Raw genomic sequence first — 13,314 nt, forward strand, 5'->3', positions numbered from 1 at the left:
TGTATCCCAGATGTTACTCACCGGTAACTTTGCCCGCAAGGCCACCGCCGGGCCCTCATTCCCCAGCTGCTGCCACGGCGGCCTTGGGTTCCTTGGGCGGCAGCGGCTGCGGATTGAGGAACGCGCCGGCAATCAGCGGTGCGGCGAGTTCCACCTGCCAGTCCCGCGCACCCAGGGCCCGCAGCTCGGCAGCGACCGATGCCTCGCTGATGTGGGCGGGAGGCCGCCACGCCACGCGCCGCAGGAAATCAGGGGTGAGGAGGTTCTCCAGTGGCAGGTTCAGCTCTTCGGCTTTCTCCTGCAGCAAGGGCCGGGCCGTGGCCAGCCGCGCAGCGGCTTCCGGGTCGCGGTCCGCCCAGACGCGGGGCGGGGGCGGGGCGTTGGTCGCCAGGTGCAGCGGCGGCAGTTCCTCAAGGTCCCGGGCGGCGGCAATGCAGCGCAGCCAGCGCGGAGCCTCCCGCTGCGCCGCCCTGCCATGGAAGCCCTTGGTGCCCAGCAGCTGCGGGACGGTGGCGGGCATGGCCTTCGCGGCCGCCACCAGGGCGGAGTCGGGGATCAGGCGTCCCGGTGCCACGTCCCGTTTCTGTGCCAGCGAGTCGCGTTCCAGCCACAACTCCCGGACGGCGGCGAGCTGGCGGCGGTCCCGGATCTGGTGCAGGCCGGAGGTCTTCCGCCAGGGATCGACCCGCGGCGGCGCCACGCCGGCGGCGAGGATGGCTGCAAACTCCTGCTCGGCGTAACCGAGCTTCCCGTCGGCTTCCAGGAGTTCCACCAGCTCCTCGCGCAACTCGCTGAGGACCTCGACGTCCAGGGCGGCATAGCGGAGCCAGGGCTCGGGCAGGGGCCTGGTGGACCAGTCCGCCGCCGAATGCTCCTTGGCGAGGCTGAATCCCAGGAGCTGCTCGATGACTGCGGCCAGGCCAACCCGGGGCAGGCCTGCCAGGCGCGCGGCGAGTTCGGTGTCGAAGAGCTTGTCCGGCCACATGCCCAGCTCCAGGAGGCACGGCAGGTCCTGGGTGGCGGCGTGCAGGATCCATTCGACGCCGCGGAGGGCGTCGTTGATGATGCTGAGGTCCTCGAAGGGTTCGGGATCGATCAGCCAGGTTCCGGCGCCTTCGCGGCGGATCTGGACCAGGAACGCCCGCTGCCCGTAACGGAAACCGGAAGCGCGTTCGGCGTCGACCCCCGCCGGACCGGTGCCGGCGGCAATGGCGGCGGCGCACCGCTCCAGCCCCGCCTGGGTTTCGATGACCAGCGGCACGCCCTCCCGGGGCGCTGCCAGTTCAATGATTTCGGGGATGGGGCTGTCGAAGCCTTCCACCGTGATGTGGGGTGCGGTATCAGCAGCCGGGACGCCGGCCGTGGTGTTTTCCGGAATGTTAGGGGTCATGATGCCCTTAGTTTACCGGGCAGTCCCGGAAAGGCGGCCTGCCTGTGCGCCGGCACCGGTGGCCGTGCACTAGTTCCGGCGCCGGTGCGGCAGGGGCGTCACGCCGTCGGGCAGCGGAGGCAGGCCGGCGAACGTGCAGACCATGTCCGACCACGCTTCCAGGTGGGCAGTGACGTCCGGGGACGCCGGGGTCCACGATGCCCGGAGCTCGATGTCGATGGACCCCGGCCGTTCAGCCAGGGTGCCGAAGCTCTCGGAAAGGACCCGCGTGGCCGTGCCGCCCGCCGCCCGGTACGGCGCCTTGTGGTTCTCCAGCGCCTCCACCAGCCAGGTCCAGGCCACTGTTCCGAGCATTTCGTCGTTGCCCATCTCCGGCTCCAACTCTGCCCTGATGTAGGTCACGATCCGGAATTCGCCGTCCCAGACGTCCGAGCCCTCGGGGTCGTGCAGCAGGATGAACCGTCCGGTTGCCAGTTCCGTTTCGGAGTCGTCACCGGATCCCTGGGCGGCGGCCAGGGCAATGGCGGCGGGTCCGTGGAGGGGAGTGGAAGGAGTGGCGGCACCGGGCGCCATGACTTCCGCTCCCAGCGCGACGGCGAAGGGTGCCAGGCGCGCGGGCGCAGGGATTTCCGCGAGGCGGAGTTCCTTGCGGCACCGGGCTTTCCTGAGGGTTCCCAAGGCGTGGAGGAAATCCGGGGGAACCTGGTCAAGTGCGTTCACCTTGGCAGATTACGCAACAGGCCGCGGCAGGGCGGGAAGGCTCGCCGTCACCGGCGGCCTAGGTGCCCTGCCCGCTCCGGTAACCGCGGAGTTCGTGGCGGATTGCGGCGGCGAAGGCATCAACATCCTCCTCGGTGGTGTCGAAGGAGCACATCCAGCGGACTTCCCCGGCGGCCTCGTTCCAGTCGTAGAACCGGAAGGACGTGCGCAGCCTGTCCGCCACGCCTGGCGGGAGGATGGCAAAGACACCGTTGGATTCGGTTTTCTGCGTGGGCCGGACACCGTCGATGGTGTCGACGGCGGCGCGCAGGCGGGCCGCCATGGCGTTGGCGTGCGCGGCGGACCGCAGCCAGAGGCCACCGTCGAGGAGGGCGATGAACTGGGCGGACAGGAACCGCATCTTGGAGGCCAGCTGCATGTTCATCTTGCGGAGGTAGACCAGCCCGTGCGCGGCCTCCGGGTTGAGCGCCACCACCACCTCGCCGAACAGCAGGCCGTTCTTGGTGCCCCCGAAGGAGAGGATGTCCACCCCGGCGTCGCGGGTGAAGTCCCGCAGCGGGACCTGCAGGTGGGCGGCGGCGTTGGCCAGCCGGGCGCCGTCCATGTGCAGCTTCATGCCCCGGGCATGGACGTGGTCCGCAATGGCGCGGACTTCCTCCGGGGTATAGCAGGTGCCAAGCTCGGTGGTCTGGGTGATGGAGACGGCCAGTGGCTGGGCGCGGTGTTCGTCGCCCCAGCCCCAGGCCTCGCGGTCGATCAGTTCGGGCGTCAGCTTGCCGTCCGGGGTGGGAACCTGCAGCAGCTTGATGCCGCCGATCCGCTCGGGGGCGCCGTTCTCATCCATGTTGATGTGCGCGGTGGAGGCGCACACCACGGCACCCCAGCGGGGGAGCAGCGACTGCAGGGCCAGGACGTTGGCGCCGGTCCCGTTGAAGACGGGAAAGCATTCGATGCCGGGCCCGAAGTGCTCCGCCATCAATTCCTGCAGCCGTGCCGTGTAGTCATCCTCCCCGTAGGAGACCTGGTGTCCGCCGTTCGCGGCGGCAAGGGCCGCGAGGATCTCGGGATGGACGCCGGAGTAGTTGTCCGAGGCAAAGCCGCGCACGCCGGGATCGTGCAGCCGCGCCGCGTGCCCGGTTTCTGCCGTTGTTGTTGTCATGCTTTTGCTCACGCTTTCAGTCTAGGTACAGTCACTGCGGTGGCTGGCCGGCCAGCCGGAGTCGCGCGCCGTTCAGTTCGTCCGCGGGCGCCTTGAAGAGCCGGACGACGGCGGCTGCCAGCTCCTCCACGTCCGTGGCCCCGGGGAAGGAGCGTTCCGGGTTCCTGCGCCGCAGGCCCTCGTCCACCAGGGCCTTCACCACCAGCACGACGGCGGCAGCCTGCCCGCCGTCCGCCTTGCGGAAGCCGTCTGCCATCGCCATGGTCCAGGCTTCAGCGGCCGCCTTGGCGGCGACATAGCTGGCCACCCCTGCCGCAGGCTGGTCGAGGGCCGTGGAGGAGACCATGGCGAACCTGCCGTTGGCGGAGGCGGCGATGTCATCGAAGAACACACGGGAGACATTGCGCAGCGTGGTGACCGCGCCCTGATGCAGGAAGTCCCAGTCTTCGTCGGACTGGTCCGGGATGCCGGTGGCGCCGCGCCAGCCGCCCACCAGGTGGATCACCGCGTCCACCGGCCCGGCGGCTGCGGAAACATCCTCCCGCAGCCGCCGGACGTCGTCGAGCCTGGCAAGGTCGCACACCAGGGGCGTGACGCCGTCGCCCGCCTGCTGTGCCGCTGACTCGATCCGCTGCCGGTCCGAGCCGACCGTGAAGACCCGGCAACCTGCATGGTTAAGCGCACGGGCCACCGCCACGCCGGAGGCGCCGCTGCCGCCCGTGACCAGGACGTTCAGTGGGGATTCTTCGGCCCGGGGGCTGCTCACAGTGCGGAGCTGCCGGTGATACCGGCCGTGGACTCGATGACGGGGCGCATTTTCTTCTCCAATGCCTCGTAGAACATGGACAGCGGGAATTCGTCGTCCAGCACTTGGTCGGTGAGGCCGCGCGGCGGACCGGACAGCGGCAGTGCGTCCGGTCCCTTGGCCCAGACCGATGCCGGATTCGGGGTGACCGTTGCGGAGATCAGCTCGTAGGCCGCCAGCCAGTGGGCGGTCTTGGGCCGGTCGATGGAGCGCCAGTACAGCTCATCAATGGCGGTGCCGAGGGCGATGACGGCGTCGGCGACTTCATCCCAGTCGATGGTGAGCCGGGTGTCGGTCCAGTGGAGGACATGGTGCTGGTGCAGCCAGGCGAAGAGGAGCTGTCCGCCGAGGCCGTCGTAGTTGCGGACCCGGCTGCCGGTGATCGCGAACCGGAAGATGCGGTCGAAGATGATGGCGTACTGCACCAGCTTCGCGTGCCGGCGTGCCTCCGGATCCGCGTCCTCGTCCTGCTCGATCCGCACGGACTCGCGGAAGGCGGTCAGGTCGCAGCGGAGTTCTTCCAGGGAGTACAGGAAGAACGGCATGCGCTGCTTGATCATGAACGGGTCGAAGGGCAGGTCGCCGCGCATGTGGGTGCGGTCGTGGATCAGGTCCCACATCACGAAGGTGGCCTCCGTGAGGTCCTGGTCGGCGAGCATGTCCGCGGCACCTTCCGGCAGGTTCAGGCAGGTGATTCCGGCGGCGGCCTTCAGGACGCGGCGGAAGCGGGCTGCTTCCCGGTCGGCGAAGATCGCGCCCCAGGTGAAGGTGGGGGTTTCGCTGACCGCGACGGTTTCCGGGAAGAGGACGGCGGAATTGGTGTCGTAGCCGGCGGTGAAGTCGAGGAAGCGGATGGGGACGAACAGCTTGTTGGAGTAGTCGCCGCTTTCCAGGCCGGCGATGAATTCAGGCCAGATGACTTCGATCAGGACTGCTTCCACCAGGCGGCTGCTGCTGCCGTTCTGCGTGTACATGGGGAAGACGACCAGGTGCTGCAGGCCATCCCGGCGCTGTTCCTGCGGCTGGAAGGCAAGCAGGGAGGACAGGAAATCGGGAACGCCGAAACCTCCGGCCTGCCAGGCTGCGAAGTCGCTGCAGGCGGCGTCGAGGTAGGCGGCATCGTGCGGGAAGGCGGGGGCCAGGGCCCGGATTGCGTCGATGATCGCGTCCACGGAAGCGGAAGCCGCGGCGTGGGCTGCCGGGTCCGGGATGGACCCGTCCTGGGCCTGCAGGGGCTGGAGTGCTGCGGCCGCGGCCTTGAGCCGGAGCCAGTCCGGGTTGGTGGCGGAGATCCCCGTCAGGGCGGTGGTCAGGACTTCGGTCATCGTCGGCTGCCTTTCTGGTTGCTTGCTGTCTATGGGGAGCGTAGCAAGCAACCAGAAGAACTAATCTGAAAAGCGGCCCAGCCAAAGAAACACTGTTGCTCGGGGCTGAACCGAAGGGCCTGAGGCCTCCCGGTGCTGGGGGATCAGGCCTCGGGGCTTCCGCCGCTGACCTGCGGTTCTTCCCGCGGAACCAGCTTCAGGGACACCGAGTTGATGCAGTAGCGCTGGTCTGTGGGGGTGCCATAGCCCTCACCCTCGAAGACGTGGCCAAGGTGGGAGTCGCAGGTTCCGCAGCGGACTTCCACGCGGTCCATGCCGAGGGTGCGGTCGTGGATGTAGCGGACCTTCCCCTCAGCCAGCGGAGCCCAGAAGGACGGCCAGCCGCAGTGCGAGTCGAACTTCTCGTTGCTGGTGAACAGTTCCGCCCCGCAGGCGCGGCACTGGTAGACGCCCGCGGTGTGGGTGTCCCAGTACTCTCCCGTGAAGGGACGCTCGGTGCCGGCCTGCCGCAGGACGTAGAACTCCTCCGGAGTCAGTTCCTGCCGCCATTCGGCGTCGCTTTTCCGGACGGTACCGGCCCTGTCGCTGGCTTCCGTGGCGGACTCCTCCCGGGCGGTGTCCTGTCCTGCCGCAGGATCCGCGACGGCGTGGGTGGCCCGGTTGCGGAAGATGCTGTTCTCGAAGATGTTCATACGGTTGCCAACGCTCAGGAGTCGCCGATAAATCCCGAACCCGCATACAGGTGCAGCACGGGCACGCCCAGCCGGTCCTGCGCCTTGTTGGCCCAGTCCGTATGGAAGGTGTCTGCCACCGCATGGGGCCGGGTGATCACCACTGCCTGGGACGCGCCGGTCTCGCGGACCTTGGCCACCAGGCCGTCAACAGCTCCGCCCTCAACAACCTCACCCGAAACGCCACTGCCCAGTCCTTCCAGCGCAGCGACCGAAACCGCCAGCGTCTCCGCCGCATGGGCCCGCTCGGTACCCGGATCAGGTGCGCCCGCCGTCAGTTCCCGGAAGGCCTTGGCAATATCCAGCAGGGAAAGGTTCTCGAGGAAATCCACCAGCAGGTGCCGTTCGGTGTTGGCCGGTACCAGGACAAGGAGGCGTGTCTCTGCCCCGTCCACGAGCCGTTCGATGTTCACGCGGTCGTCCGCGCCCAGGGGTTCTTCGGTCAGGATGACGATGGGTTCGCTCATGGCCTTAGCCTAGCCCTGTGCCGGGGGAGCCGCACCCGGCCGGCGGGCGCGTCCGCGGTCCCGGAATGCGGGCTACCGTCCGCGGGCGGTAAGAATAGTGGCATGGCTCTTTTCCAGCGCACCGGCCCGGCCCCCGTACAGTCCGCCAGCGAAACCGGGGGCATGTCACTGCGGACCAAGTGGGCCATCGGCGGCGCGATCGGCGGCGGTGCCCTGGCCGGACTCCTTGCCACCGGCTCCTCGGCCCTGGCGGTCTACTTCGCCCGGCGGGTCATCACCCCCTCCCGGCAGCGGACCGCGGACCAGGAGGTGCTGGCTGTGATCAGGGACGGCCAGAAACAGCAGGTGATCCTTGCCGCCACCGACGACACCACCGTGGACGGTGTGTACGGGTTCTTCTTCGACGGCGGCCAGGGGCACGCGCGGATCGGCCGGATCGTGTCCTATTCCCCATCGGAACGGACGGTGCTGCGCGAGGTGGAAGCCGTGTACGCCGGCGACCTCTCCACCGCACGCTGGGGCTGGTGGAGCGGGGCCGTCCACCCGGACCCGGCCGCCGTCGGGCTTCCCGCGGAGGACGTGCTGATCCCGGTGGACCGCGGCGAGGCACCGGCGTGGCTGGTGCGTGCGGGCGGCAATGCCCGGACGTGGGCGGTGATGGTGCACGGCCGGGGCGCCAGCCGGCAGGAGGCGCTGCGTGCCGTGGGGCCGGCGCTGGAACTTGGCCTGACCAGCCTGCTGGTCTCGTACCGCAACGACGGGCTCGCACCCTCGGCCGGTGACGGGCGGTATGGCCTGGGCTCCACCGAATGGCGGGACATTGAGGCCGCAATCGAGTACGCACTGGCCAACGGCGCCGAGGAGATCGTGCTGTTCGGCTGGTCGATGGGAGGCGCCATCTGCCTGCAGACCGCCGACCTGTCCCGGTACCGGCACCTGGTCCGTGCCATGGTGCTCGATGCCCCGGTGATCGACTGGGTCAACGTCCTGGCGCACCACGCCCAGATCAACCGGATTCCGTCCCTGGTGGGCCGGTACGGGCAGCTGATGCTCGGGCATCCGCTCGGGCGCAGGCTGACCGGGCTCGCCGCGCCCGTGGACCTGAAGGAGATGGACTGGGTGGTCCGTGCCGTGGAACTGCGGACGCCCACGCTGATCATCCACAGCGTTGACGACGAATATGTGCCCTACAAGCCGTCCACGCTGCTGGCCGAACGGAACCCGGAGATGGTCACCTTCGAGCCGTTCCAGCAGGCCCGCCACACGAAGGAGTGGAACGTGGACCCGGAGCGCTGGGAGCGGCTCGTGAAAGCCTGGTTGCGGCAGCAGCTCGCGCCGCGGCTCAATCCCGGGTCCGCTGCCGCGCCGCGCTCGCCGGCCCGGCAAGCGCCGGCGGGGGAATGACGTGGTGGAACGACGGTCCGCCACTGTGATGGACCGCGGCCGCGGACTGGCAGCGGGACTTGGGGGACTGGTGGTGGCAGCACCGGGCGGGCCAAAGCAGGCTTCCTACGCCCCTTTCGACGGCTCCCTGGTGGGCGAGGTTCCCGTCTGCAGCGCTTCCGACGTGCGTGCCGCCGTCGACACCGCGCGTGCGGCGCAACGGCACTGGACATCCATATCCGTGGCCGAACGGCGGGCGGTCATCCGGCGTTTCCGACGGCTGCTGCTGGATCGGGAACAGGACGTCCTGGACCTGGTGCAGGCCGAGAGCGGCAAGGCACGGCTGAGCGCGTTCGAAGAGTTCGCTGACGTGGTCCTGACAGCGGACTACTACGAGCGGACCGCTGAACGGCACCTGCGGCCGCGCCGCCGGAAGGGTGCGGCCCCGGTCCTGACGCGCACCACCGAGTACCGCGTTCCCAAAGGCGTGGTGGGGGTCATCAGTCCCTGGAACTACCCCCTGACCCTCGCTGTCTCCGACGCCCTTCCGGCCCTGCTGGCCGGGAACGGCATCGTCCTGAAGCCGGATGCGCAGACGCCTTTCACGGCCCTGCTGATGCTCAGGCTGCTCCGGGAGGCAGGCCTTCCCGCCGACCTGTTCCAGGTTGTCACGGGGCCTGGCCCGGACATCGGCCCCGTCCTGATCGACCAGGTGGACTTCCTGATGTTCACCGGATCCTCGAAGACCGGCAAGACCGTGGCACGGCAGTGCGGTGAGCGGCTGATCGGCTTTTCCGCCGAACTCGGCGGAAAGAACCCAATGCTGGTGCTCGCTGATGCCGATGTTGGCAAGGCCGCCGCCGGCGCCGTTCACGCCTGCTTTTCCAACTCCGGGCAACTCTGCGTCAGCATTGAGCGGATTTACGTGCACACCGACGTGTACCAGCCGTTCCTGGCAGCGTTCACCGCCGGGGTGAGGGGCATCCGCGTGGGCCCCGGACCGGACTGGGACATCGGCATGGGCTCGCTCATCAGTGCCGCCCAGGTGGAACGGGTGGACCGGCATGTCCAGGATGCCCTGGCAAAAGGCGCGCAGCTGCTCGCGGGCGGACGCCGCAGGCCGGACCTGGGACCGTTGTTCTACGAACCCACCGTCCTGGCCGGGGTCACGCAGGACATGCTCCTGGCCCGGGAGGAGACGTTCGGTCCGGTGGTTGCCGTCTACCGGGCGGTGGACGATGACGAAGCCGTGGCCCTGGCGAACGACTCCGACTTCGGCCTGAACGCCAGCGTCTGGTCCGCCCGGCGGGGGGAGGTGGTGGGCCGGCGGCTCCTCACGGGCACAGTCAATGTCAATGAAGGCTATGCCGCCACCTGGGCGTCCCACGACGCCCCGATCGGCGGGATGAAGGACTCCGGCGCCGGACGCCGCCATGGCAGGGAGGGCATCCTGAAATACACCGAGCCGCAGACCGTCGCCGTGCAGCACCTGCTGAGGGTGGCGCCCACACCCGGCATGTCCAACAGGACCTACGCCCACATCATGAAAGGGGCCATCACCCTGATGGGCAGATTGCCCCGCACCCGGTAAGGACCATTGCCTGCCGCCCACCTACCAGGAGAACTGACATGGCCAGAGGAACCCGCCTTTCCGGTGCAACACTGCTCATCACGGGAGGGGGCAGCGGGCTGGGCCGCCGTGTGGCGCTTGGCGCCGCAGGGCGCGGAAGCCGGGTAGTCATCTGGGACGTGGACGCCGCCCGGGGTTCCGGGGTGCGCGACGAAATCCTGGCTGCCGGCGGGCAGGCCGAAGCGCACGCCGTCGACGTCACAGACCGGGAGTCGGTCCGGTCCGCGGCTGCTGCTGCAGGGCAGGTGGATATCCTGGTCAACAACGCCGGCGTGGTGAGTGGCCGGAAACTCCTTGAGGCCACGGACGAGGACATCGAACGCACCATGAAGGTCAACGTCATGGCCCTCTACTGGGTTACCCGGGCCTTCCTGGGCGGAATGGCACATCGCCGGCGGGGCACCGTAGTCACGGTAGCCAGCGCTGCGGGCCTGGTGGGCGTCGCCCGGCAGACGGATTACTCCGCCAGCAAGTTCGCCGCCTTCGGTTTCAACGAGTCACTGCGCGCCGAGCTCCGCACGGCGCATCCGGGCGTCAATACGCTGGTGGTCTGCCCCTACTACATCGATACCGGCATGTTCCACGGCGTCCGAACCAGGTGGCCGCTGCTCCTTCCCATCCTCCAGGAAGAGCAGGTGGCTGCCCGGATCCTCGACGCCATCGAGACCGGCCGCCGCAAGGTGGTCCTGCCGCCCATAGTGAACCTGCTTCCGGTCCTGCGGATCCTTCCCGTCAGCACCTTTGACCGGCTCATGGACGTGCTGGGAGTCAACCAGACCATGGACCACTTCACCGGCCGCCCGCGCTAGGTTCCGCTTACCAGCGCCGCGTGCTTCATTCGCCTTTATCCGAAGGGGACCCTTGGCCCTACCGTGGCGCCCGTGATCTTTCTACCGTTGCTGTTCAAGGGGGAACCGCCGGCGAAGAAATGGAGCCCCAAACATGCGCATCACAAGACGTCAATTGCTTCAGGCCGGTGCGGTGGCCGGCGCGGGCCTGCTCGTGTCGCCCCGCCACGTTGCCGTCGGGGCGCCTCCGGCGGCGCCGGTCACCCTGTTTACCGAGCAGCTGCCCGCGCTCGCCGAACTTGGCGTCCTCGATATGCAGGGCGGCGGCAGTACGTCCCTGTCCATGATCAACGCCAGCCACCTTTTCCATCAACAAATGGGCAGGACGCCCACGCTTGCATACCAGCAGGCCGGCTCATCACAGACGTACCTGGGGCCCGTGATCATCGCCCGGAAAGGTATCCCCTTCGACCTGACGGTCCATAACGGAATCGGGCCGCATCCCCTTGGCTTCGCCGTGGACAGTGAACTGGTTCCGGCCGGAAGCGACGATGCCAATGCCCCGCGGACGTCCCTCCACCTCCACGGCGGCAACACCAGTCCCGGGTCCGACGGCGGACCGCTGCAGGTATTCAGGCCCGGCGCCTCCTACACGTACCACTACAGCAACAACCAGGATGCGGCCGGGCTGTGGTACCACGACCATGCGCTGGGCATTACCCGGCTGAATGTCTATGCGGGGCTGGCCGGCGGCTACCTGCTCCGGGACACACCCGGGCCAGGGGGAACAGGGATCGACACGGGGGACGGCACGCACCTGCCGCCGCCGCCCTACGAGGTCCCGCTCATCATCCAGGACCGCATGTTCAATCCTGATGGCTCGTTTGCCTACCCGCCGAATCCCGACCTCCTGGGTGCTGACGGGAACCCGCGGCCGTGGGCGCCCGAGTTCTTTGGCGACGTGGCCACGGTCAACGGCAAATGCTGGCCCAACCTGGGGGTGGCCCGCGGCAAATACCGTTTCCGGGTCTTCAACGGCTCCAACGCCCGGTTCTACGACCTCAAGTTCGTCGCCGGCGGGTCCGCGCTGGTCTTCCACCAAATCGGTTCCGACGGCGGGCTCCTCAACGCCCCCGTCCGGCTCAACAGGCTGGTCATCGGCCCCGGTGAACGGGCGGACATCGTGCTGGACTTCGCAGGCCTCCCTGCCGGGTCCCGGATTGTGCTGCGCAACAGTGCCCCCGTTCCGTATCCCGACGGGCCGGTATCGGTGCGGCGGGGCGGCGTCCCCCTTCCGGACATCATGCAGTTCACCGTCGCTTCAGAGACCGGCTACACCGTGCCCCTGCCTGCCGGCCTGAGGACCCAGCCCATCACCAGCCTGCGGGACAAACCAACGGCCGCCACCAGGAGCATGACCCTGGTGGAAGTGGTGGATGCCAGCGGTATCCCCGTCATGGCGCTGTTGAACAACAGGATGTTCGGCAGCCCGGACATCACTGAAGTGAAAAGCGACACCCTGGAACAGTGGGAGCTCATCAACACCACCGTGGACGCACATCCCATCCACCTGCACTTCACCCAGTTCCAGGTCCTCAACCGGCAGCGGTTCGATGCCGGCGCCTACCTGGCGGCCACCGGCTACACGGATCCCGTGTCCGGCCTCGTGGTGCCGGGCCAGGGGAGTGCGGTCCCGGTGGATCCATTCCTGATTGGCCGTCCGAAGAACGCCCCCGCCAACGAGCAAGGGTGGAAGGACACCGTGGTGGCGCTGCCGGGCGAGGTGACGCGGATCCGCGTTCCCTTCGGTGCTGCGGCTGCAGGCGGGGCACCGCTGGCTATCGGCGAGTCGTTCAAGGGCGAGTACGTCTGGCACTGCCATGTCCTGGAGCACGAGGACAACGACATGATGCAGCGCTACGTCATTGAGTAGCAGCCGGAGCTGCTACGCCAGCGATCTGATGGGTGCCGTGGCGGCGCTGGTCAGGCGGACCAGGTCCGCCGGGGCGAGCTCGATATCGAGGCCCCGCTTCCCGCCGGAGACAAGCAGGGTTTCCAGCGTGAGGGCGCTGGAGTCCAGCACCGTGGGGGAGGGCAGCCGCTGGCCAAGCGGGGAGATGCCGCCCAGGACATAGCCGGTGCGGCGCTGGGCGGCCGTCGGGTCCGCCATCGCCGCCTTCTTCGCCCCCATGGCGGCGGCGAAGGCCTTCAGGTCGAGGCTGCCGCTGACGGGCACGATCCCCACCGCCAGCTTTCCCTCCACCTCGACCATCAGCGTTTTGAACACCCGGGCCGGATCAATGCCCAGGACTTCCGCGGCTTCGGCCCCATAGCTGGCTGCCGAGGGATCGTGCGCATAGGGGTGCAGCACAAAGGGAACCCCGGCCGCGGTCAGTGCCGCTGTGGCCGGGGTTCCCGTTGAGGCGCTCTTGCGTGCCACCGGTGCTGGAGGATCAGGCGCGGACGCCGCTTGCAGCAGCGACCTTGCGCTTGATCCTTCCCAGCATGGCCGTCATGCCGCGCATGCGCAGCGGCGTGATGGCCCGGGTCAGGCCGAGAAGTTCGGGCATGTCATCCGGCACCGAGAGGATCTCCTCGGGTGACAGCCCGTCGAGTCCCTCATGCAGGACGCCGGCGAAACCGCGCGTGGTGGGGGCTTCGGCCGGGGCCTTGAAGTACAGGCGCACGGCAGGCGCCTGCCCGCCGTCGTTCTTCTCCGTCTCAATGGTGAGGAACAGCGGCGACTGGCACTCCACCACCTGCTCCAGGAGCTCGGGGTGGTCGTTCAGCCGCTCCGGAAGCGGCGGCAGTCCCTCGGAGAACTCCAGCAGCAGCTGCAACCGCTCGGGTTCGCTGAGGGCCTGGAAGTCGTCGACGATGGCCGCCAGGGCGGACGGCAAGGCATGAGTAGTCATC

At 68.5% G+C, this 13,314-nt stretch carries 13 protein-coding genes; 4 read left to right on the top strand and 9 right to left on the bottom strand.

Annotated elements, in window-relative coordinates; genetic code table 11:
- Nucleotides 1-55: 55 nt before the first annotated feature.
- The 7 genes from ACJJV6_RS16255 to ACJJV6_RS16285 form a co-directional block, all read right to left on the bottom strand.
- On the bottom strand, nucleotides 56-1,390 hold the full coding sequence (locus ACJJV6_RS16255; protein ID WP_133350873.1) for an HRDC domain-containing protein: 1,335 nt from the start codon (nucleotides 1,388-1,390) through the stop codon (nucleotides 56-58).
- Nucleotides 1,391-1,459: 69 nt separating this feature from the next.
- On the bottom strand, nucleotides 1,460-2,110 hold the full coding sequence (locus ACJJV6_RS16260; protein ID WP_407709437.1) for a DUF3000 domain-containing protein: 651 nt from the start codon (nucleotides 2,108-2,110) through the stop codon (nucleotides 1,460-1,462).
- 58 nt (nucleotides 2,111-2,168) lie between these two features.
- On the bottom strand, nucleotides 2,169-3,269 hold the full coding sequence (locus ACJJV6_RS16265) for a threonine aldolase family protein (RefSeq protein WP_407710517.1): 1,101 nt from the start codon (nucleotides 3,267-3,269) through the stop codon (nucleotides 2,169-2,171).
- A gap of 31 nt (nucleotides 3,270-3,300) precedes the next feature.
- The gene (locus ACJJV6_RS16270) at nucleotides 3,301-4,035 is read right to left on the bottom strand and encodes an SDR family NAD(P)-dependent oxidoreductase (protein ID WP_407709438.1); all 735 of its coding nucleotides are present in this window, start codon (nucleotides 4,033-4,035) and stop codon (nucleotides 3,301-3,303) included.
- Nucleotides 4,032-5,399: a DUF6421 family protein gene (locus tag ACJJV6_RS16275; RefSeq protein ID WP_407709439.1), complete on the bottom strand. Its 1,368-nt coding sequence runs from the start codon at nucleotides 5,397-5,399 to the stop codon at nucleotides 4,032-4,034. The genes ACJJV6_RS16270 and ACJJV6_RS16275 overlap by 4 nt, the downstream gene beginning before the upstream one ends.
- Before the next feature lie 143 nt (nucleotides 5,400-5,542).
- Nucleotides 5,543-6,091, bottom strand: coding sequence for a peptide-methionine (R)-S-oxide reductase MsrB (gene msrB, locus ACJJV6_RS16280; RefSeq protein WP_009357982.1), 549 nt, complete (start codon nucleotides 6,089-6,091; stop codon nucleotides 5,543-5,545).
- A 14-nt stretch (nucleotides 6,092-6,105) separates the two neighbouring features.
- Complete coding sequence (locus tag ACJJV6_RS16285; protein ID WP_354176294.1) at nucleotides 6,106-6,597, bottom strand: hypothetical protein; 492 nt, start codon at nucleotides 6,595-6,597, stop codon at nucleotides 6,106-6,108.
- A gap of 102 nt (nucleotides 6,598-6,699) precedes the next feature.
- On the opposite strand from ACJJV6_RS16285, the gene ACJJV6_RS16290 reads away from it, so the two are divergent.
- The 4 genes from ACJJV6_RS16290 (at nucleotide 6,700) to ACJJV6_RS16305 (ending at nucleotide 12,331) form a co-directional block, all read left to right on the top strand.
- On the top strand, nucleotides 6,700-8,001 hold the full coding sequence (locus tag ACJJV6_RS16290) for a S9 family peptidase (protein WP_009357984.1): 1,302 nt from the start codon (nucleotides 6,700-6,702) through the stop codon (nucleotides 7,999-8,001).
- Nucleotides 8,002-8,029: 28 nt separating this feature from the next.
- Nucleotides 8,030-9,571, top strand: a complete 1,542-nt coding sequence (locus ACJJV6_RS16295) for a succinic semialdehyde dehydrogenase (RefSeq protein ID WP_407710518.1) — start codon at nucleotides 8,030-8,032, stop codon at nucleotides 9,569-9,571.
- 38 nt (nucleotides 9,572-9,609) lie between these two features.
- The gene (locus ACJJV6_RS16300; RefSeq protein ID WP_407709440.1) at nucleotides 9,610-10,419 is read left to right on the top strand and encodes an SDR family oxidoreductase; all 810 of its coding nucleotides are present in this window, start codon (nucleotides 9,610-9,612) and stop codon (nucleotides 10,417-10,419) included.
- A 133-nt stretch (nucleotides 10,420-10,552) separates the two neighbouring features.
- Nucleotides 10,553-12,331 carry a multicopper oxidase family protein gene (locus ACJJV6_RS16305; protein WP_407709441.1) on the top strand — a complete coding sequence of 593 codons (1,779 nt, stop codon included), beginning with the start codon at nucleotides 10,553-10,555 and terminating at the stop codon, nucleotides 12,329-12,331.
- Between the two features lie 12 nt (nucleotides 12,332-12,343).
- Here ACJJV6_RS16305 and ybaK read toward each other — a convergent pair whose 3' ends face one another.
- Together ybaK and ACJJV6_RS16315 are read right to left on the bottom strand one after the other, a co-directional pair.
- Nucleotides 12,344-12,838: a Cys-tRNA(Pro) deacylase gene (gene ybaK / locus ACJJV6_RS16310; protein WP_407709442.1), complete on the bottom strand. Its 495-nt coding sequence runs from the start codon at nucleotides 12,836-12,838 to the stop codon at nucleotides 12,344-12,346.
- Nucleotides 12,839-12,851: 13 nt separating this feature from the next.
- Entirely contained in the window at nucleotides 12,852-13,313 is a 462-nt protein-coding gene (locus tag ACJJV6_RS16315; RefSeq protein WP_407709443.1) for a SufE family protein, read from the bottom strand.
- Nucleotide 13,314: the final 1 nt, after the last annotated feature.

The sequence above is a fragment of the Arthrobacter nitrophenolicus genome (assembly GCF_045833485.1).
Classification (GTDB): Bacteria; Actinomycetota; Actinomycetes; order Actinomycetales; family Micrococcaceae; genus Arthrobacter; species Arthrobacter nitrophenolicus.

Bases quoted from the DNA above. Each gene is read 5' to 3' on its own strand.
- ACJJV6_RS16255 (WP_133350873.1), bottom strand. From the start codon at position 1,390: ATGACCCCTAACATTCCGGAAAACACCACGGCCGGCGTCCCGGCTGCT.
- ACJJV6_RS16265 (WP_407710517.1), bottom strand. From the start codon at position 3,269: ATGACAACAACAACGGCAGAAACCGGGCACGCGGCGCGGCTGCACGAT.
- ACJJV6_RS16275 (WP_407709439.1), bottom strand. From the start codon at position 5,399: ATGACCGAAGTCCTGACCACCGCCCTGACGGGGATCTCCGCCACCAAC.
- msrB (WP_009357982.1), bottom strand. From the start codon at position 6,091: ATGAACATCTTCGAGAACAGCATCTTCCGCAACCGGGCCACCCACGCC.
- ACJJV6_RS16285 (WP_354176294.1), bottom strand. From the start codon at position 6,597: ATGAGCGAACCCATCGTCATCCTGACCGAAGAACCCCTGGGCGCGGAC.
- ACJJV6_RS16290 (WP_009357984.1), top strand. From the start codon at position 6,700: ATGGCTCTTTTCCAGCGCACCGGCCCGGCCCCCGTACAGTCCGCCAGC.
- ACJJV6_RS16295 (WP_407710518.1), top strand. From the start codon at position 8,030: ATGGACCGCGGCCGCGGACTGGCAGCGGGACTTGGGGGACTGGTGGTG.
- ACJJV6_RS16300 (WP_407709440.1), top strand. From the start codon at position 9,610: ATGGCCAGAGGAACCCGCCTTTCCGGTGCAACACTGCTCATCACGGGA.
- ACJJV6_RS16305 (WP_407709441.1), top strand. From the start codon at position 10,553: ATGCGCATCACAAGACGTCAATTGCTTCAGGCCGGTGCGGTGGCCGGC.
- ACJJV6_RS16315 (WP_407709443.1), bottom strand. From the start codon at position 13,313: ATGACTACTCATGCCTTGCCGTCCGCCCTGGCGGCCATCGTCGACGAC.